This is a genomic window from Aeromonas sp. R2-2 (assembly GCF_040908355.1).
Lineage (GTDB): Bacteria > Pseudomonadota > Gammaproteobacteria > Enterobacterales > Aeromonadaceae > Aeromonas > Aeromonas veronii.
Genome location: NZ_JBFODQ010000059.1, coordinates 132,452 through 149,758, shown reverse-complemented (window position 1 = coordinate 149,758; position 17,307 = coordinate 132,452). Strand labels below are relative to the sequence as shown.

Here is a 17,307-nt window from a genome sequence, read left to right as displayed (position 1 = left end):
GAATCGACAAGGGAGCCACAGGCTCCCTTTTTTGTTGGTAAAAATCACCACCAGGTTGGCTATTCTCACCAACAAGCCCTTCTTGAATTTCCTCAGTAAATTCCCATCTATATGTAAAACAACAATAATTTTTCTTGGCACGGCTCTTGTAATGCTATGGGAAGAGATAGCCATCCCATCAACAAGGAGCCAGACCATGAGCGTATTCAGCCGCCTGACCGACGTGATAAATGCCAACCTGCACAGCCTGCTCGACAAGAGTGAAGAGCCGGAGAAGATGCTGCGCCTGATGATCGAAGAGATGGAGCAGGTGCAGGTCGAGATGCGTACCCAGGCCGCCCGCGTGATTGCCGAACAGAAACAGCTGGAGCGTCACCAGCAGGCGTTGCAGGCGCAGATCCTGGAGTGGTCGGCCAAGGCCGAGCTCGCCATCCAGAAGGGACGTGAGGATCTGGCCCGCGCCGCCCTCACCGAGAAGCTGGCGGAGGTCAAAAAATGTGAACAGCTGGAGCAGGATAAGGTCCGAGTGGCCGAGGTGCTGGCCCAGCTCACCGCCGACAGCGAGCGGCTGGCGGCCAAGCTGAGCGAGGCTCGCGAGAAGCAGAAACTGCTGACCCTGCGCGAGCAGACGGCCCACAGCCGCATTCGTGCCCGCGCTCATGTGGACAACCAGCGGATGCATGAGCTGATGGCGCGCTTTGACGGTTTTCAGGGCCGGGTCGATCAGCTGGAAGCCCAGCTGGAGGCGGCCACTCTGGGGCAGAATCCCTCGCTGGAGGCCCAGTTCCGCGAGCTGGAGCTCAATGACGAGATCGAGCGCGAGCTGGCTCGCCTCAAAGGCCAGAAGGCGGAGGTGTAATCATGAGCCCCTGGCCCAAGGATCTGGTGCATCGCAAGCTGACCGGGGTCTGCGCCGGTATTGCCAGGCGGTTGGGGGTCTCCAGAGTCACGGTGCGGGTGGTGGCACTGCTCGCCCTGATCCTGATGCCGCCGCTGGCACTGGCCGTCTATCTGCTGGCGGTGCTGGTGATGCCGCCCCGTTATGAATTGAAGCGCTGGCTGGATTGACCGAAGGGTTGATCAGCCGGCAGACAAGGTACTGATAAGGAGCAAGTTATGCTGGAATTTTTCATCTTGCTGGTGGTGCTGCTGGTCATGGCACTGACCGGTTTTACCCTGGTAGCCATGTTGCTGGTGAGCGGCTTGTTCGTGCTGCTTGGGGCTCTGGGCGGCATGCTTGCTCTGATCATCAAGCTGGCCCCCTGGTTGTTGCTGGTGCTGGCGGTTTGCTGGCTGATCAGTAACCGCAGCAAGCGTTCCAATACCTACCTCTAACCCGCCTGAGGTTGTGCAAGACGTTGTGTGATGCTCCCTGATTTCCCCTTTCCGGCCACTCATCGAGTGGCCTTTTTTTGCCTGTCGTCCTCAAGGCTGGGTGGCTGCGGGTAACCACTGGGGGCTCCAGCTCTGCCAGAGTGCCGGGCTGTGGATCAGCTGCTCCTTGAAGGATTTCGGCTGCTGCTTGAGGCGATATTCGATGCGCAGGGCTGCCCCCTTCTCGCCGACTTCCTGTTGCCACGCCAGCGTCAGTGGCCCCTTGCCGCGCAGGGCGCGAGCGCCCTTGCCACTCTGGTGCTGGCGCAGGCGGCGCAGCGGATCCGTGCTGATCCCGGTATAGAGCAGGCCGGTGGCGGTGCGCACCATATAGACAGACCAGCGGGAAGGGGCGGATGGTTGCTGTGCCGGTGTGGTGGTCGCGGGTTCTCTCATTCAAATTCTCTGTGCCAAACTCAGAGGCAGCTCAAGGAGGTGCGATGAGAGTCTGGTTTTGGTTGTGGTTACTGTTGTCGGTCCCGGCTCTGGGGGAGACGATCCGTCTCTACGATTACCATCAGCATCCCCCCTTCAACACCGGAGTGGATGCAGGGCTGAGCCGCGAGCTGGTCAAGTATCTCAATGAAAAGCTGGGGGGTGAACCCAGAATCGAGCTTTGGCTGGTCAATCGCGCCCGGCTGGCGCTGGAGATGGCGGATCCCGACTTCGATGGTCTGGTGGTCTGGGTCAATCCCGCCTGGGTGGGGGATCCTCATCGCGAGCGCTATCTCTGGACCTTTCCGGTGATGCGCGACACCAACGAGCTGGTCTCGAACATCGACAAACCGGTCACCTATCGCGGGCCAGACTCCCTCAAGGGGTTGGTGTTTGGCGGGGTGGAGGGCTACCGCTATCAGGGGATCGATGATGCAGCTGGCCGCGGGGAGCTGGTGCGTCAGGATGCCAAGAAGGTGAAAACCAATCTTGAGCTGCTGGTGCGCGGCCGCATCGATGTGACGCTGGTGAGTGGTTCATCGCTGGGCTTTTTCATCGACGCACAGCACTATCAGGGCAAGCTGTTTATCTCACCCTTCCCCCAATCCAGCTATACCCGCCATATCCTGCTGCCCAAATCCCGTCCCGAGCTGCATGCCACCCTCAACGACATCGCCGAGCAGATGGACAGGGATCCCCGTTGGCACAAGGTGCTGGAGTCCTATCGCGGCACGCCCTGAGGGCGGCGCTTGAGCCGGTGCAGCGGTAACAGGCTCACCAGCAGACCTGCCCAGACGAAGGCGAAACCGACCGCCTTGATGGGGTCCGGCGCCTCACCAAACCAGTAGATGGCGAGCAGGAAAGCGAGGCTGGGCTCGATATATTGCAGCAACCCCACCGTGCTCATCCGGGTTCTCGCCACTGCGTAGCAGAACAGCCCCACCGGCAGCAGGGTGGCGGGGGCACTGCCCATCAGCAGCAGCTTGTCGGCCAGATCCCCATTCACGAATGCCCCTTCCCCGTGCCATGCCAGCGTGCCGATGATGATCAGCGCGACGGGCAGTTGTACCATGGCTTCCAGATAGAGGCTGGTGCCGGTGTCGTAGTGGATCTTCTTCTTGATAAGGCCGTAGCAGGCGAAGTTGGCCCCCATGATGAGGGAGAACCAGGGGAGCTGGCCGTAGCAGAAGAGCATGTAGGCGAGCCCCGCCAGCGCCAGGGCGACCGCCAGATGCTTTTGCGGGGTGAGCCGCTCTTTGAGGAAGATGACGGCGAATACGATATTGAACAGCGGGGTCATAAAGAAGGCGAGGCTGGTGGTCAGCACCTGCCCGGTAGTGAGGCACCAGGTGAACATGCACCAACTGATGGACATGACGGGGCCCGCCAGCAGAATGAGGCCGAGCTGGCGCGGCTCGCTGCGCAGCCGCGCCCAGGGCACCTTGTGGCCAAGCAGCAGAAACAGGCCGCCAAGCAGGACAACCGACCAGATCACGCGGTGGGAGATGAGCTCCCACATGTTAACCTCGGGCATGAATTGATAATAGAGCGGCAGCATCCCCCACAGGATGAAGGAGAGGGTTGCGGTGCCGGTACCTAGCCAGTTTTTCATTATTGTCCGTTTATTAAATTAAACGCCCATGGCGATAGTAGGGGGCGCGCCCTGTTTCCACAAGAGGGAAAACAGGGAAATGCTGGTACTATCAACGTCATGCAGCGAATCGATAAGTTGTTTGAGCAAATCAGGGCCTGCCGTCTGTGTGAGGCTCATCTGCCGCTGGGGCCTCGTCCAGTGATCCGCGGGGCCGAGAGTGCCCGCCTGCTGATCATCGGTCAGGCGCCCGGCACCCGGGTGCATGCCAGCGGTATCCCGTGGGATGACCCCTCCGGTGACCGGCTGCGCCAGTGGCTTGGTGTCGATAAGGCCACCTTTTACGACCAATCCCGCATCGCCATCATGCCGATGGGGCTCTGCTATCCCGGCAGGGGAAAATCCGGCGATCTGCCACCGCGCCCCGTATGTGCGCCCACCTGGCATGACAAGGTATTGATGCTGTTGCCCAATATCGAACTGACCCTGCTGATCGGCCAATATTCACAAGCCTACTATCTGCGGGGGGCAGCCAAAGGGTCACTCACCGACACGGTGCGCAGCTGGGCCGACTATGGCCCCGGCTGGCTGCCGCTGCCGCACCCCTCCCCGCGCAATACCCTCTGGCTCAGGAAAAATCCCTGGTTCGAGCAGGAGATCGTCCCCGATCTGCAGCAAAGGGTCGCCCCTTTGCTGGAACGACCCTGAGCGCTTAAACCGCCGGTTCAGCCAGCGGTTTTGGTTTGCTGCGGGCCATGGCGATGAGCGGCAGGACGATGCAGATACAGCCCAGCAGCAGCGGCAGACCGGGCTGCTCGTCAAACAGCCACACCCCGATGGCCACCGCCATCAGCAGACCGGTGTACTCCGCCGAGGCGATCTTGCTCGCCTCCGCCTTGCGATAGGCCACCACGCACAATCCCGCATAGACCATGATCAGCGCCGAGGAGCCGAAGGCGGGCCACCACATCTGCCACTGCCAGTCGCCCCCTTCCCATAATGCCAGCGCCAGAATGAAGGGCATGCTCAGCACGTTGGTGAAAAACAGGGTCTGGGCGATGGGCTGCTTGAGCGGGATCCGCTTGATCAGCAGATTGTTGAGCGCCATCGACAGCGCCACCCCGAGCGCCGCCAGTGCGGCCCAGTTCACTTCAGTCGGGCGCAGCACGATCAGTACCCCGATAAATCCGATGACTGCGGTCAGCACCTTCTGGCGCGAGATCGCTTCTCCTGCCATCCACACCGCCAGCGGCACCATCATCAGGGGGGCGGCATAGAAGAGGGCATTGGCAGTGGCGAGCGGCAAGCGGGTGAGGGCCACTACCATCAGGCAGACGCCGACCGCCCAGATATGGGCCCGCAGCAGGTGCCACTTGATGGCCACCGGTGGATTGCGGCGCCATGACCAGAGCAGCCAGGGCATCAGCAAAATGGCGGCCGAGAGCTGGCGGAAAAAGACAAACTGGAAGATGGGCTGATCCGGCTCCAGCACCTTGACCAGCGCATCGGAAAAGACCGCCACCATATTGCCCAGCACCAGATAAAGGATGCCGATCCCTACTGCATTCATACCACCTCCCACTTCAGATGAGCGGAGGGTAGCGTGCCGGTTGATATCCAGTAAAATGATAAAAAATGACCACTCATGAGATATTTAGATAATGAAGCTTCCTCCCCTGCGAGCGGTGCAATATTTCGAGGTGGTGGCCCGCTTGCTCAGCTTCTCCCGCGCCGCCCTTGAACTGAACGTCAGCCAGAGTGCGGTCAGCCACCAGATCCGCCTGCTGGAAGATTTTCTGGGTGAGCGCTTGCTGCTGCGTCAGGGGCGTCTGCTCTCGCTGACAACCCAGGGGGAGAGTTATTTCGAAGGGATTGCCGCCGGGCTCAGCCAGATTGCCCAAAGCAGCGAACAGCTGCGTGGTGGTGGCGAGATGCGAGTCCGGCTCGCAGTCTACAGCTCCTTTGCGGTGAAGTGGCTGATCCCCCGCCTGGCCGGATTGCGCCAGCTCTACCCCGAGCTTGATTTGAGTCTGGAGATGGTGGCGGAAGACCCCGAGCTCTCCGATCGGGTGGCCGACTGTTTTATCACAGTCTCACCCCACGGGCGGGGCTACTGCCACGACCTTATCTATCAGGAGCGGCTCTTTCCGGTCTGCAGCCGCCGCTTGTTGCAGCAAGTGGAGGGGGAGTGGCCAGATGCCATCTGGCAACTGCCGCTGCTATCGGTGCAATCCATCTACAAGGCGCGGGGGGAGGATTGGCAGCGCTGGGCCAAGGCGGGTGGTTTGGTGATCCCAGACGAGGCGCGGATGCACCACTTCAGCCATGTGTTGCTGGCGATGGAGGCGGCGGCTTGGGATCAGGGAGTGGCGTTCGTGAATGACTACATGCTGCGGCCCGATGATCCCCAGCTGGTGGCCTTGCCGGTACACCAGCTGGAGACGGGGGATGCCTTCTACTTTACCTGCAAACGCTCACGGGCCCATGAGCCCGCCATCAACCGGTTACGCCAGTGGCTGATGATGGAGACACGCCAGAGCATGCCGCTGTAATGGCTCGGGTTATCAGGCTTTTTTGAACTGGCTCAGCACAAACAGGCTGGTGGCGCAGACCACCACTGACGGGCCCGCCGGGGTATCCTGATACCAAGAGAGGGTCAGTCCGCCGAGCACGGCGAGGCAGCCGATCAGCGCGGCAAAGCCAGCCATCTGCTCCGGCGTCTGGCTAAAGCGGCGGGCGGTGGCGGCGGGAATGATCAGCAGGGAGGTGATGATCAGCGCCCCGACAAACTTCATCGCCACGGCGATCACCAGCCCAATCAGCAGCATCAATACGCAGCGCAGCACATCGACCCGGATCCCCTCGACCCGTGCCAGCTCTTCCGAGATGGTCATGGAGAGCAGGGGATCCCACAGTCGCCACAGGGTGAGCAGCACCAGCGCACCACCGCCGTAGATCCAGAGCAGATCCATCGGTTGTACCGAGAGCAGGTCGCCAAACAGGTAGGCCATCAGATCCACCCGCACGTTATCCATAAAACTCAAGGTAACCAAACCGAGCGACAGGGCGCTGTGGGCCAGAATGCCGAGCAGGGTATCAGTTGCCACCTGCTGGTTGCGACTCATGATCACCAGCAGCATCGCCATGGCGAGGCAGCAGACCACCACCGCCAGGGTGAGATCCACCTGCAGCAGGATGCCCAGCGCGATGCCGAACAGACAGGCATGGGAGAGGGTGTCGCCAAAATAGGCCATCTTGCGCCATACCACGAAGCTGCCGAGGGGGCCGGCCAGCAGGGCGATGCCGAGACCGGCTGCGAGGGCGTATAACAGAAAGCTGTCCACTTGAATGTCCTGTTGCTTGCGCTATTTGCTGTGAGCGTTGTTGCGAGAGGGCAGGCGGATGACGGGGGCCTGCGGTTCATGATGATGGTGTTCGCCGTCGCAGTGGTGATGGTGGGTATAGACCGCCAGCACCTCCTGCTCCGGTCGCCCGAACAGGCGGGCAAATTCGGGGTGGCGCGCCACGCTTTCCGGCTCGCCATGACAGCAGACGTGGCGATTGAGGCAGATCACCTCGTGGGTACTGGCCATCACCAGATGCAGGTCGTGGGAGACCATCAGCACGGCGCAATTGAACTCGGCGGCGAGCTGGCCGATGAGGGCGTAGAGCTCGATCTGGCCGGTGATATCAACCCCTTGCACCGGCTCATCCAGCACCAGCAGCTCGGGCTTGACCAGCAGGGCGCGAGCCAGCAGTACCCGCTGCATCTCGCCACCGGAGAGTTTTTGCATCCGGTTTTCCAGCAATCCCTCTGCGCCTACCCGGGCCAGTGCTTCCTCGATGGAGAGGCGGCTGTTTTTGCCCAGTTGCAAGAAGCGGCGCACCGTCAGCGGCAAGGTGGGATCCAGGTAGAGGCGCTGCGGTACATAGCCGACTCTCAGATCGCGGCTGCGGGTGATCTTGCCTGAATCCGGGGTGAGCAGGCCCAGCACCAGCTTGCTCAGAGTGCTCTTGCCCGCCCCGTTGGGGCCGACTAGCGTGGTGATTTTGCCTTTATTGAGGGTAAAGGAGACCTTGTCGAGCACAGAGCGTCCATCAAACGAGAGAGAGACCTCTTTTAGCTCTACCAGTTGGCTCATGACAACTCCGGGGTTTACAGCCAGTGAGAGTTATAATATAACAAAAAGCGGCTGTTATATTATCACATACTCACCCCCTGACGAGATTCACCAATGAGAATTATTGCGCTTTTCACTGCCCTGCTGGCGGTGAGTTTGCCTGTTCGTGCCATGGAGGTACTGACCACCATCAAGCCCCTTGGCTTCATTGCCGCGGCGATCACTGACGGGGTGAGCGAGCCCAAGGTATTGCTGCCGACCGGTGCCTCTCCCCACGATTTCTCCCTGCGTCCGTCCGATATTCGCAGCATCAACAGTGCCGATCTGGTGGTGTGGGTTGGCCCCGAGCTGGAAGGGTTTATGGCCAAGCCGCTGGCCAACCATCCCCATGCTCTGGCCCTGACTCAGGTTGAGGGGATGCCGCTGTTCAACTACGCGACTCAGGATAGTCACGATTCCCATGACCATGATGATCACGATCATGCCGTCCACGAGCACGGTGACCATGATGAAGGGCATGAGGGACATCATCACGAAGGGGTCGATCCCCATATCTGGCTTGGCCCGACGCAGGCCAAAGTGATTGCCAAGGCGATCGCAAGTGAATTGGGCAAGCTGGATCCGGCCAATCAGGCTCGCTATGACGCCAACCTCGCGGCATTTGATGCCAAAGTGGATGCCAAAGACAAGGTGATTGCCGGCCAGATGAAGGCAGTGAATGAGAAGGGGTACTTTGTCTTCCACGAGGCGTATGGCTACTGGGAGCGCCACTACGGCATGAGTTCAAAAGGTCACTTTACCGTGAGCCCTGAGCGTCGCCCTGGCGCCAAGACCCTGGTGGATATTCGCAAGGCACTGGAAGAGAAGCAGGCGAGCTGCATTTATGCCGAGCCGCAATTCTCACCGGCTGTGATCGAATCGGTGGCACGCAATACCGGCGCCAAGGTGCTGTTGCTTGATGAGGTGGGTGAACAGGTACCGCTCGGCCCGGATGGTTATCCCCAATTCATGCAGCAACTGGCAGACGCATTCGCCCAGTGTCGCTGATCAGCGGCTGAGCCTCTCATCCGGAGGGGCTATACTGACCTCCAGCATCTGACATGGAGTGTCCGGTATGAAATGGTTGTTGATCCCGGCCTGTACTCTGGCGCTATGTTGCGCCAGCGTGCAGGCTTCGCGTCTTTCCGAATATATTGCCAGTCCGGATCTGCGGGCCAAGCTGCAGGAAGTGTATGGTGGCAGGGCCATCCAGCGGGCCGAGGCATTTTCTCGCTTGCTCACCCCCAGAGCGGGTACAACCGACCAGCAGAAGATCGAGCTGGTGAACAACTACTTCAACAATCTCACCTACAGCGAGGATCCCAAGCTGTGGGGGGATGAGGATTACTGGGCCAATCCGCTGGAGTTCATCGGTGCCCGGGGTGGGGATTGCGAGGATTACAGCATCTCCAAGTACTACACCCTGATGGAGCTGGGGGTGGATGAGAAGAAGCTGCGGCTGGCCTACGTCAAGGCGGTGCGTTACAACCAATTCCACATGGTGACGCTCTACTTCCCGACGCCCAAGGCTGATCCACTGGTGCTCGACAACATCAACAGCCGGATCCTGCCAGGCAGCAAGCGTACCGACCTCATTCCCGTTTACAGTTTCGATGCCAAAAGCATCTGGATCATGAAGTCACGGCGGGAAGGGACGCTGGCGGGGAGTGCCGATCGGTTGGCGCAGTGGACATCGATGAAGACCCGTTTCTCCAGCGAGCAACTGCGCTCTCCTCGTCGTCAGTTATAGCTTGCCCGCCGCCTTCAACTCATCGAAATATTTCGCTGCGCCCGGATGCTGCTCAATACTCAGCACTGGGCCGGTTTTATTGCGTGCCCTGTGAAACATATTGGCGTAGCCATAAGTTTGCTCATTGAACTTGGTTTGCTGGGTCAGCATGGCCTTGGTCAGGCGATAGACAGACTCTTCCGGCATGGTGGCATTGGTGACCAGGGTGGCGGCAATGGCAAAGGTGGGAGTTGCCTTCAGATTGCCGGGGTAGATGCGGGCGGGCACCTGACTACGTTGGTAATATTTGACCCCCTTGAGTAGCTGATCACGGGTGGCCCCATCGATGGGGAGGAAGCTGACTGCGCAGCGTTTGGCGGTGTCGAGCACAATCCGGTTAGGGTGTCCCATCACCAGTGCAAATGCGTCGATCTGCTTGCTGCAGAGCGCATCCGGCAGGTTGGCCATGCTCTTCAGATCGAGATCCTGCTCTTTCGCTCCCAAGATGTTGAACAGAGCCAGCGCCGTCTGGCGGGTTCCCGAGCTCTTCAACCCCATGTCGATGGGAGCGAGCTTGAGCTGTTCCAGTGAAGTGATATCGCCATCGGCACGGATCACTATGGTGAAGGGCTCGGCATGGGTGGCAAACAGGGCGCGCAGCTCAGGTTGCGGCTGCGTGGCAAAAGGGCCCAAGCCCTTGCTTGCCTGATACAGCCAGTCTGACTGCACCATGGCGTAGGCGGTCTCGCTACTCTTCAGCCTCGTCAGGTTTTCTATTGAACCCGATGAGCTCTGCAGTGTGCACGCAAGTTGCTCGTCGACCTCATGAGCCAGACGGCAAAACTCTTTGGTTATCTGGTGATAAATCCCCTGCTCACCCCCGGTGGTGATAGTGACGGTTTCAGCCATCAGGCCGGATTGCCACAGCAGGGGCAACAGCATGGCGAGCTTCTTCATGATTGCGCCTCCTTGGCATAACCATCGATACCCCAGGTCCGCAGTTTGTCGATGTTGCGACACTCTCCCGATTCTGCCAGTAGGGTATAGCCAGCAGCATGCATGGTTTGGGAGAGCAGATTCCAGTAGAGCGGTGCATCGGTCAGCTGACAGCTGATAAAAATGGGATTGAGTGGGTCAAGTTGATTGAAGGTATCCGCATTGAGGGGAATGGCGCTGAAGGCGAGCTCACACCCCTGTTCCTGCAACGCAGCCAATGTGGCTTGGCCGTGGGCGGGAAAGGTGACCACATCCCAGCGCCAATCCAGAGTTTTGCCGCGGCCCTGGCTTAGCAGAGGGGCGATCTCGGACCATTGCGGGTGATTGAGCAGGGAGAGGGGCAGCAAGATCCCCTCTATATGAGAGTGCTGCCACTGTTGCAGGGCGCTCTGGATGGTTGCGAGATCGCTGTCGACACCGAGGGGCTGACTGGGCAAGAAACGCTGATAGAGCGCGATCTCCCCTTGTGTGGAGACAAATTTTTGCAGTTGCCCACCTTCCGGCAGTGGACTCACTCCTTGCAACGGCTGTGGGGTCGTCAGTGGCAGCTGTTTTCCCAGCTGGGTGATCTTGAGTCGTTGTTGCAGCAGATCCCGTTTGCGTTCGGAAACCAATTGGTTGATGGAAAGTGCCACTTCTTTGAGGTCTTGCAACCAGGGAGTGGGCAGGGTGCTGTTGAACTGGTGTTTGCGGATACGGATCAGCTGCAGGTTGATCTGCTCCAGGGGCTGCAGCAGGCGTTGGCACACCAGGGAGATGATCAGGGTAAATACGACGAGGCCCGCCAGCAGCGCCAGACCGGTGCGACTGATGGCATTCCACAGATGCTGATAGGCGTAGCCGCTATGCCCCTCAAGGGTCAGAGTGCCCAGCATGCGCCAGCCATCGGTCAACTCTTGCTCAATTTTGACGGGGGGCATGCCGATAACCGAGGGAAGCCAGCCGGGGACATTTTGCTGGGTAGAGTGGAATGCCTTCTGAAACAGCAACTGGCCATCAGGATCGATCAGGGTGACCGAGCTGACGAAACCGCCATCAAACATGGCATTGACGATGGTCTCGGCCAGCACATTGTCGTCATTGAGCAGGGTTCCTTGCAGCACCAGCCCGAGAGCGGTGATGGCGGTTTCCAGGTTGGCTGACATCTGGTCGAGGATGGATTGGCGGACCGTCGTGACTTCCAGTGCAAACAGCAGCGCTGCACCGATCAGGAACAGGACGACAATTATTCTGATTAACAGTTTTGCTAACGACATATCCACTCCATGGAAAAGTTATCGCAACATTTTAGGTTTCTATTCAGTATCGAATCCGACCCGGTTCTTAAAAATAGGAAAAAATGGTTAAAAAAGACGATCATTTCTGCCCATCCGGGCGGGTTATGCATAAAATGTGAGGTTCATGCAGATTGTGATGAACTATTTGTAACTATTTGTGTCTAACAAACAGTTTTATACGGTTTTGTCACAACTGACATCGCAACTCACACTCTTTAGATCTAAATACAGGATAGCGGATGAAACGTCTCCGTCCCTTGGTGGTACAGGCTGCCAATTGGGAACCACCGGTTCCCCGCAAACACTTTTACGCCATGCTGATGCTGACGGCCATGACCCTGTCAGCAGTGGCATTATTGCCAGCTCCGGGTGACATCCTCGAGCGGCCGCTGCGTCTTGAGTTGCCCATTGATACCGCAGGTACGGCAACCAACGAAAACAACACCGACTTTAACGAAATTCCCGATCACGAACTGGTTGATCAGAGTGCGCCGGATGACGACATCCCGGTTGACACCACCCCCCAGTGGCAGGATTACCGGGTCCGCAACGGCGAAAACCTGACTGCTATTTTTAACAATCTCGGTCTCTCCACCACCACCCTCTACAAGGTGCTGGACGCGGACAACAAGAACTATCTGGCGCGCCTCAAGCCGGGCCAGAATATCGAGCTGCTGATCGATCAGGACAACATCCTGCAGCAACTCAAAATCCGCCTGAACATCAAGCAGACGCTGGTGATGGCGCGCAGCGACGATGCCTATACCGCCTCCATGATCAATGAGAAGGTCGAGTGGCAACCGCAGCGTTACAACGGCGTGATCAACGGCAGCTTCTATGTCAGTGCCCGCAATGCGGGGATTCCAGCCAACCATATCCAGAAAATTGCCAACCTGTTCCAGTGGCGAATGAATTTCGCCAAGGATTTGCAGAAGGGCGACAAGTTCAAAGTGCTGGTACGCCAGGAGACGGTGGAAGGCAAGAGCACTGGTAACAGCCAGCTGCTGGGTGTGGAAGTGACCAGCCAAGGCAAGACGGTGTCGGCCTGGCTCTCCGATGACGGCAACTATTACGACGGTCAGGGCAACAGTCTGGAGCGCGGATTCCGCCGCTACCCGACCCATAGCCGCTATCGGATCAGCTCCAATTTCAACCCAGCGCGCAAACATCCGGTAACCGGTATGGTGCGTCCTCACGAGGGCACCGACTTCGCAGTGCCGGTGGGCACGCCAGTGCTGGCGACCGGCGATGGTATCGTCCAGAAGGCAACCAGCCACCCGCTGGCGGGCACTTATATCGTCATCAAGCATGGCCGTACTCTCTCTACCCGTTATCTGCACCTGAGCAAGCTGCTGGTCAAAACCGGTCAGCGAGTGAAGATGGGCGACAAGATCGGCCTCTCCGGCAACACAGGTCGCTCAACCGGTGCTCACCTGCACTACGAACTGCGGATCAACAACCGCCCGGTCAATGCCATGACCGCCAAGCTGCCGATGGCTGAACCGCTCAGCGGCAAGGAGCGTCGTCAGTTCCTTGCCAAGGTGAAGAGCTACCGCAAGGAGCTGGCTGCGGGTTGATACCTGTTGTCACCGCCTGAAATGAAAGGCCCCGCCAGATTGGCGGGGCCTTTTTACATGCGCAGTGAGGGTCAATAACCCTTGTCGAAGTCGATTTTGCCATCCAGTGGCTGGCCATCGATAAAGCGGATGTAGTTGCGCACAAAGATCTGGGCCACATCATCCGGGAAGCTGTAGGCGCTGTTGTGGGGGGTGACGATGAGGTTGGGTTGGCCCCACAGCGGACTGTCGGCGGGCAGCGGCTCCTGCTCGAACACATCCAGCACCGCCATCGCCAGCTTGCCGGTACGCAGTGCGGTGAGCAGATCGCCAGAGTGCACGGCGCTGCCACGGCCAACGTTGAACAGGATGGCGCCCGGTTTGCAGTGTTCGAAGCGGGCGGCATTGAACAGATGACGGGTATCGCGGGTGGCTGGCAGCACGCTGACGATGACATCGGCCTGCGCCAGCATCTTGTTGAGCGCAGGTAGTTGATAAACCTGATCAAACCCGGCCCGCTCCCGGCCGCTGCGGCTGATGCCCAGCACCTTCATGCCAAAATGTTTGCCGGTATGGGCGATATGCTGGCCAATGCTGCCGGTCCCCAGGATCAGCATGGTGCGCCCCTTGAGGCCCTGATAGGGGTGGCTTTGCCACAGTCGCTGTTTCTGCTGCTCCCGATAAAGGGGAATTTGGCGCATCAGGCTGAGCAGATGACCAAAGACATACTCGCTCATCAGCGGGCCGAAGATGCCGCGTACATTGGTGAGCTGATAATCACGGCGACTGTCAGGGTCGAGCAGCACATCGACTCCCGCATAGGTGGACTGGAACCAGCTCAGCTTGTTGGCTTTGGGCAGCAGCGGTTTGGCACGGGCCGGTTCGGCCATCAGAATATGGGCTTCGCCGATCAGCTTCTCGGCATCGCCCGGATTATCGGCTCGCAGAATGCGCAGATGGGGGAGATTGGCGACCTTGAGCAGCCGTTCGTAGTGAGCATTATCCTGGCTGAGCAAAAGAAGGGTACGTTGGCTCATACTCTTGTTCCTTATCAGAATTTGCGGCGCAACAAGATGCCGCTCTCGACCCATCTTACCTGACTTCATATCGCAACATAGCCGACCAGGGCGCTTTTTCGTTTTCGCCGCGCGCCTCGTGGGCTACAATCTGCCCCACATTTTGCAAAGGATCCGACTCCAGTGTTTGGTGACAAGTTTTATAAGCGACTGGCCGAGCTACAGCCTTGGCAACAGACCGTCTACACCCTGGCGCTGGCAGAGCGCATGTACCCCAACTATGCCCTGTTCTGTCAGGCTTCCGGCTTTGGCAATGCAGGCGCTTTCCGGCATGCGCTGGATCAGATGTGGGTCTACCTCACCGTCAAGGGATCCCGGGTCAATCTGGGTGCCATTCTCGAAGAGTTCGAGTCTCACATTCCGGATCCCCGCAAGTTTGAATCCTACGGTGCCTATCCGGCGCTTGATGCCTGTGTTGCGCTGGGCTGCGCCTACAACTCGGTGATCTGCCGGGTCGGCGAAGAGGCCAACGATGCCAGCCATGCGTCAGTCGGTACTGTGGCCGGTTTTATCGAGCTGCTGGAAGAGCGGGATCTGACCGAAGAGGAGCTCTACGAGCACGAGTACATGGAAGCCGAGCTGGAGTTCCAGGTCGAGCTGCTCAAGCGGGTTGCCCATGAGCGCGACAGCGATCGTATCCTGGCCATCAGAGTATTCGCCTCTCAGGATGGCGTCTCCAATATCGGGATCAGCCTGGAAGAGTAATCCTCTACGACCCCTGATAGAACAAAGCTCCCTTTCGGGAGCTTTTTCATATGAGCTGCAGTTCTGCCTGTCGTTGGTTTTTATAGGCGCATCTTTCCCTTTACGGCATAGTGGTCGTACCAAGTACAAGGAGAGACTCATGTTCCTGCTGACTCTGGGGGTTACGCTGTTTACCCTGATCCATCTCTACCCCTGTTTTGCGGTGGCCCATCGGGCGCGACTGAGAGAACGGCTGGGTGAAAATCGCTACAAGGGGCTCTTCTCCCTGCAGGTGTTTGTCGCCATTGCCTGCATCATCGCTGGTTGGCGGTCGGCCAGCTCGCTGCCGCTCTATTTCCTGCCGGATTGGGGGCCGATGACCATGACGGTGATGATGCCCTTTGCGCTGATCCTCTTCTTCTCCGGCCAGGGGCCCAACCATCTGCGCCGCTGGCTGGTGCATCCCCAACTGCTCGGTACCCTGCTCTGGGCGGTGGCCCATCTGCTGGTCAACAGCGAGGCGCGATCTCTGGTGCTGTTTGGCGGCATCGGGCTCTGGGCGCTGGTGAGCATGGTCTGGATTTCGGTGCGGGACTGGCAGCGATATCCCCGCCCGGCGGCTAACTGGACGGGCACTGGCATCAGCGTCGGGGCGGGCCTGGCTGCCACCGCGCTGCTGGTGTTCTGGGGCCACGGCTGGCTGACCGGCATTCCCCTGCATTGAGAGTGAACTGCGGCTCTGGTAACCGCGTATGATGGACAAAACAAAAGGAGTCTTGGCGATGAAATGGTTCACTCTGTTGCTGTTATTGGTGGCCGGTGCTGCCTCTGCGGCGTGCTCCGATTATTTCAATGTGGAGATGCGGGAGCTAAACAACTCTCAGCGCCACAACCTCTGTCAGCTGACCGAGGGCAAGGTGGTGCTGGTGGTCAATACCGCCTCCTACTGCGGCTACAGCGGCCAGTTCCGCGATCTGGAGAAGCTCTACCAGAGCTACAAGGATAAGGGGCTGATTATTCTGGGTTTCCCCTCCAACGACTTCTGGCAGGAGGCGGGCAACGAGACCAAGACCGCCGAGGTATGCCGCCGCGACTATGGCGTCACCTTCCCGATGTTCAATCGGGTAGCGGTGCGGGGCTCCGATGCAGTGCCACTGTTCAAGGGGCTGGCGGCGGCCGCTGACGGGGATGAGCCGAACTGGAACTTCCACAAGTATCTGGTGGGGCGCGATGGCAAGCTGATCGCCAGCTACGGCGCCAATCAGAATCCGGCTGACGACCCCCTCAAACTGCAGATCACCCGGGCGCTGGGGCTCTGACCCTACCCCTTGGCGGGCGGCTCTGGAATAATGGGCTCCCGCCACTCAATCCGGTTATCTTGTGCTGCAACGTCTTCCTCAAATGGTGATCTTCGATGCGCTGGTGCGCGAGCAGGGGATCTCTGCCGCCGCCCGTCGTCTCGGGGTCTCCAAATCCCATATCAGCAAGCAGCTGGCGCTGCTGGAGACCACCCTCGGTGCCCAGCTGGTCCAGCGCACCACCCGCCGCTTCGTCCTGACCGAGCTGGGTCAGGAGTATGCCCGTCACTGTCATGCGCTGGTGGCGGTGGCGCAGGAGGCGGACTCCATGATCGCCGAGCGGCGTGGCAAGGTGAGTGGCGTGCTCCATCTCGGGGTGGGCCAATCCTTTGGCCGCTTGCACGTCATTCCTCATCTCAAGGCGTTTCAGGATCGCTATCCCGAGCTGGAGCTGGAGGTCTCGCTGTTCGACCACAGAACCAATCTGGTGGATGAGGGGCTGGATCTCTGGCTCACCACCTATGAGGACAAGCCGGAAGGGCTGGTGGGACAGCGGCTGGCCGACATCGGCTTCGTGGTGGCGGCGTCGCCGGATTACCTGCTGAGCCACGGCACGCCGCTTCATCCCAAGGATCTGGCCCAGCACAACTGCATCACTTACCAGAGTCGGGAGCGGTGCTATCACCAGTGGTCGTTTCGCCAGGGCAAGGAGCGCCAGACGGTGCAGGTGGCGGGCAACTATCGGGTGGATATGGCGGAGGCGGTGCGGGATGCGGCACTGGCCGGGCTCGGCATCGCCTATATCGCCAACTACTTGCTGGACAAGGAGTTACAGAGCGGCAAGCTGATCCCTGTGCTGCCAGGGTGGCGACCGAACCAGCAGATGGCGGTACACGCCGTTTATGCCCGGCGTGAACATCTGGATCCCAAGATCCGTCTCTTCATCGATTTCCTCAAGGCCCGCTTTGGCCCCGAACCCTATTGGGAGCAGCGACTGGCCCCCTGGCTCGGGGGTAAATTGTCCGGTGGTGAGGAATGATTGTTTCCATTTAAGAACTCTCGATTTCTCCTGATACTAAAATCGAACCAAATCAGCCAGTTGGCGCAACCGATATCGTGCAAACGTTTTTT

At 59.2% G+C, this 17,307-nt stretch carries 21 protein-coding genes; 13 read left to right on the top strand and 8 right to left on the bottom strand.

All coding sequences use genetic code 11. The features are described from left to right. The first annotated feature begins 196 nt into the window (after positions 1–196). The 3 genes from pspA to pspG are packed head-to-tail and all read left to right on the top strand — an operon-like array spanning position 197 to position 1,335. Complete coding sequence (gene pspA / locus AB5Z09_RS11685) at positions 197–859, top strand: phage shock protein PspA (protein ID WP_368195352.1); 663 nt, start codon at positions 197–199, stop codon at positions 857–859. Positions 860–861: 2 nt separating this feature from the next. Beyond that, complete coding sequence (locus AB5Z09_RS11680; protein WP_101315781.1) at positions 862–1,068, top strand: PspC domain-containing protein; 207 nt, start codon at positions 862–864, stop codon at positions 1,066–1,068. Positions 1,069–1,116: 48 nt separating this feature from the next. Next, complete coding sequence (gene pspG, locus AB5Z09_RS11675) at positions 1,117–1,335, top strand: envelope stress response protein PspG (protein WP_005335871.1); 219 nt, start codon at positions 1,117–1,119, stop codon at positions 1,333–1,335. Between the two features lie 90 nt (positions 1,336–1,425). On the opposite strand, the gene AB5Z09_RS11670 is transcribed toward pspG, so the two are convergent. After that, a complete protein-coding gene (locus AB5Z09_RS11670) occupies positions 1,426–1,770 on the bottom strand; it encodes a GIY-YIG nuclease family protein (RefSeq protein WP_151287443.1) in 345 nt (114 codons plus the stop codon). A 44-nt stretch (positions 1,771–1,814) separates the two neighbouring features. Between AB5Z09_RS11670 and AB5Z09_RS11665 the strand changes: the two genes are divergently transcribed. After that, positions 1,815–2,549, top strand: coding sequence for an ABC transporter substrate-binding protein (locus AB5Z09_RS11665; RefSeq protein ID WP_043826077.1), 735 nt, complete (start codon positions 1,815–1,817; stop codon positions 2,547–2,549). Here the strand turns inward: AB5Z09_RS11665 and rarD are convergent. Then, a complete protein-coding gene (gene rarD, locus AB5Z09_RS11660; RefSeq protein WP_368195351.1) occupies positions 2,531–3,421 on the bottom strand; it encodes an EamA family transporter RarD in 891 nt (296 codons plus the stop codon). The genes AB5Z09_RS11665 and rarD overlap by 19 nt on opposite strands. A 99-nt stretch (positions 3,422–3,520) precedes the next feature. Here rarD and AB5Z09_RS11655 point away from each other — a divergent pair, with 99 nt between their 5' ends. After that, positions 3,521–4,108 (top strand): uracil-DNA glycosylase family protein, encoded by a 588-nt coding sequence (locus AB5Z09_RS11655; protein WP_368195350.1) that lies wholly within the window; start codon positions 3,521–3,523, stop codon positions 4,106–4,108. Positions 4,109–4,112: 4 nt separating this feature from the next. On the opposite strand, the gene AB5Z09_RS11650 is transcribed toward AB5Z09_RS11655, so the two are convergent. After that, positions 4,113–4,970: a DMT family transporter gene (locus AB5Z09_RS11650; RefSeq protein ID WP_040067030.1), complete on the bottom strand. Its 858-nt coding sequence runs from the start codon at positions 4,968–4,970 to the stop codon at positions 4,113–4,115. Positions 4,971–5,061: 91 nt separating this feature from the next. On the opposite strand from AB5Z09_RS11650, the gene AB5Z09_RS11645 reads away from it, so the two are divergent. Then, positions 5,062–5,952, top strand: a complete 891-nt coding sequence (locus tag AB5Z09_RS11645; protein ID WP_368195349.1) for a LysR substrate-binding domain-containing protein — start codon at positions 5,062–5,064, stop codon at positions 5,950–5,952. Positions 5,953–5,964: 12 nt separating this feature from the next. Here AB5Z09_RS11645 and znuB read toward each other — a convergent pair whose 3' ends face one another. Both znuB and znuC read right to left on the bottom strand, forming a co-directional pair. Then, positions 5,965–6,744: a zinc ABC transporter permease subunit ZnuB gene (znuB, locus tag AB5Z09_RS11640; protein WP_033115078.1), complete on the bottom strand. Its 780-nt coding sequence runs from the start codon at positions 6,742–6,744 to the stop codon at positions 5,965–5,967. Between the two features lie 21 nt (positions 6,745–6,765). After that, positions 6,766–7,542, bottom strand: coding sequence for a zinc ABC transporter ATP-binding protein ZnuC (gene znuC, locus AB5Z09_RS11635; protein ID WP_005354861.1), 777 nt, complete (start codon positions 7,540–7,542; stop codon positions 6,766–6,768). 93 nt (positions 7,543–7,635) lie between these two features. Between znuC and znuA the strand changes: the two genes are divergently transcribed. Together znuA and AB5Z09_RS11625 are read left to right on the top strand one after the other, a co-directional pair. After that, a complete protein-coding gene (znuA, locus tag AB5Z09_RS11630; protein WP_368195348.1) occupies positions 7,636–8,568 on the top strand; it encodes a zinc ABC transporter substrate-binding protein ZnuA in 933 nt (310 codons plus the stop codon). Positions 8,569–8,635: 67 nt separating this feature from the next. Further along, positions 8,636–9,310, top strand: a complete 675-nt coding sequence (locus AB5Z09_RS11625) for a transglutaminase-like cysteine peptidase (RefSeq protein WP_042052461.1) — start codon at positions 8,636–8,638, stop codon at positions 9,308–9,310. Here AB5Z09_RS11625 and AB5Z09_RS11620 read toward each other — a convergent pair. Both AB5Z09_RS11620 and AB5Z09_RS11615 read right to left on the bottom strand, forming a co-directional pair. Continuing rightward, positions 9,305–10,246, bottom strand: a complete 942-nt coding sequence (locus AB5Z09_RS11620) for a TAXI family TRAP transporter solute-binding subunit (protein ID WP_368195347.1) — start codon at positions 10,244–10,246, stop codon at positions 9,305–9,307. The two genes, AB5Z09_RS11625 and AB5Z09_RS11620, sit on opposite strands and share 6 nt — an antisense overlap. Beyond that, entirely contained in the window at positions 10,243–11,541 is a 1,299-nt protein-coding gene (locus tag AB5Z09_RS11615; protein ID WP_368195346.1) for a LapD/MoxY N-terminal periplasmic domain-containing protein, read from the bottom strand. The genes AB5Z09_RS11620 and AB5Z09_RS11615 overlap by 4 nt, the downstream gene beginning before the upstream one ends. A gap of 260 nt (positions 11,542–11,801) precedes the next feature. On the opposite strand from AB5Z09_RS11615, the gene mepM reads away from it, so the two are divergent. Continuing rightward, complete coding sequence (mepM, locus tag AB5Z09_RS11610; RefSeq protein ID WP_005354854.1) at positions 11,802–13,139, top strand: murein DD-endopeptidase MepM; 1,338 nt, start codon at positions 11,802–11,804, stop codon at positions 13,137–13,139. Between the two features lie 71 nt (positions 13,140–13,210). Here mepM and AB5Z09_RS11605 read toward each other — a convergent pair whose 3' ends face one another. Then, positions 13,211–14,155 carry a D-2-hydroxyacid dehydrogenase gene (locus tag AB5Z09_RS11605; protein ID WP_323915045.1) on the bottom strand — a complete coding sequence of 315 codons (945 nt, stop codon included), beginning with the start codon at positions 14,153–14,155 and terminating at the stop codon, positions 13,211–13,213. 162 nt (positions 14,156–14,317) lie between these two features. Here AB5Z09_RS11605 and AB5Z09_RS11600 point away from each other — a divergent pair, with 162 nt between their 5' ends. From AB5Z09_RS11600 to AB5Z09_RS11585, 4 genes are all read left to right on the top strand, one after another. Continuing rightward, complete coding sequence (locus AB5Z09_RS11600; protein WP_005335839.1) at positions 14,318–14,899, top strand: YjaG family protein; 582 nt, start codon at positions 14,318–14,320, stop codon at positions 14,897–14,899. Positions 14,900–15,038: 139 nt separating this feature from the next. Next, complete coding sequence (locus tag AB5Z09_RS11595; protein WP_368195345.1) at positions 15,039–15,602, top strand: NnrU family protein; 564 nt, start codon at positions 15,039–15,041, stop codon at positions 15,600–15,602. 58 nt (positions 15,603–15,660) lie between these two features. Further along, the gene (locus tag AB5Z09_RS11590) at positions 15,661–16,197 is read left to right on the top strand and encodes a glutathione peroxidase (RefSeq protein ID WP_368195344.1); all 537 of its coding nucleotides are present in this window, start codon (positions 15,661–15,663) and stop codon (positions 16,195–16,197) included. Positions 16,198–16,279: 82 nt separating this feature from the next. Continuing rightward, complete coding sequence (locus AB5Z09_RS11585) at positions 16,280–17,215, top strand: LysR family transcriptional regulator (RefSeq protein WP_368195384.1); 936 nt, start codon at positions 16,280–16,282, stop codon at positions 17,213–17,215. Positions 17,216–17,307: the final 92 nt, after the last annotated feature.

Coding starts and splice junctions, on each gene's coding strand:
- pspA (WP_368195352.1), top strand. CDS start 197: ATGAGCGTATTCAGCCGCCTGACCGACGTGATAAATGCCAACCTGCAC.
- AB5Z09_RS11680 (WP_101315781.1), top strand. CDS start 862: ATGAGCCCCTGGCCCAAGGATCTGGTGCATCGCAAGCTGACCGGGGTC.
- pspG (WP_005335871.1), top strand. CDS start 1,117: ATGCTGGAATTTTTCATCTTGCTGGTGGTGCTGCTGGTCATGGCACTG.
- AB5Z09_RS11670 (WP_151287443.1), bottom strand. CDS start 1,770: ATGAGAGAACCCGCGACCACCACACCGGCACAGCAACCATCCGCCCCT.
- AB5Z09_RS11665 (WP_043826077.1), top strand. CDS start 1,815: ATGAGAGTCTGGTTTTGGTTGTGGTTACTGTTGTCGGTCCCGGCTCTG.
- rarD (WP_368195351.1), bottom strand. CDS start 3,421: ATGAAAAACTGGCTAGGTACCGGCACCGCAACCCTCTCCTTCATCCTG.
- AB5Z09_RS11655 (WP_368195350.1), top strand. CDS start 3,521: ATGCAGCGAATCGATAAGTTGTTTGAGCAAATCAGGGCCTGCCGTCTG.
- AB5Z09_RS11650 (WP_040067030.1), bottom strand. CDS start 4,970: ATGAATGCAGTAGGGATCGGCATCCTTTATCTGGTGCTGGGCAATATG.
- AB5Z09_RS11645 (WP_368195349.1), top strand. CDS start 5,062: ATGAAGCTTCCTCCCCTGCGAGCGGTGCAATATTTCGAGGTGGTGGCC.
- znuC (WP_005354861.1), bottom strand. CDS start 7,542: ATGAGCCAACTGGTAGAGCTAAAAGAGGTCTCTCTCTCGTTTGATGGA.
- znuA (WP_368195348.1), top strand. CDS start 7,636: ATGAGAATTATTGCGCTTTTCACTGCCCTGCTGGCGGTGAGTTTGCCT.
- AB5Z09_RS11625 (WP_042052461.1), top strand. CDS start 8,636: ATGAAATGGTTGTTGATCCCGGCCTGTACTCTGGCGCTATGTTGCGCC.
- AB5Z09_RS11620 (WP_368195347.1), bottom strand. CDS start 10,246: ATGAAGAAGCTCGCCATGCTGTTGCCCCTGCTGTGGCAATCCGGCCTG.
- AB5Z09_RS11615 (WP_368195346.1), bottom strand. CDS start 11,541: ATGTCGTTAGCAAAACTGTTAATCAGAATAATTGTCGTCCTGTTCCTG.
- mepM (WP_005354854.1), top strand. CDS start 11,802: ATGAAACGTCTCCGTCCCTTGGTGGTACAGGCTGCCAATTGGGAACCA.
- AB5Z09_RS11605 (WP_323915045.1), bottom strand. CDS start 14,155: ATGAGCCAACGTACCCTTCTTTTGCTCAGCCAGGATAATGCTCACTAC.
- AB5Z09_RS11595 (WP_368195345.1), top strand. CDS start 15,039: ATGTTCCTGCTGACTCTGGGGGTTACGCTGTTTACCCTGATCCATCTC.
- AB5Z09_RS11590 (WP_368195344.1), top strand. CDS start 15,661: ATGAAATGGTTCACTCTGTTGCTGTTATTGGTGGCCGGTGCTGCCTCT.
- AB5Z09_RS11585 (WP_368195384.1), top strand. CDS start 16,280: ATGGTGATCTTCGATGCGCTGGTGCGCGAGCAGGGGATCTCTGCCGCC.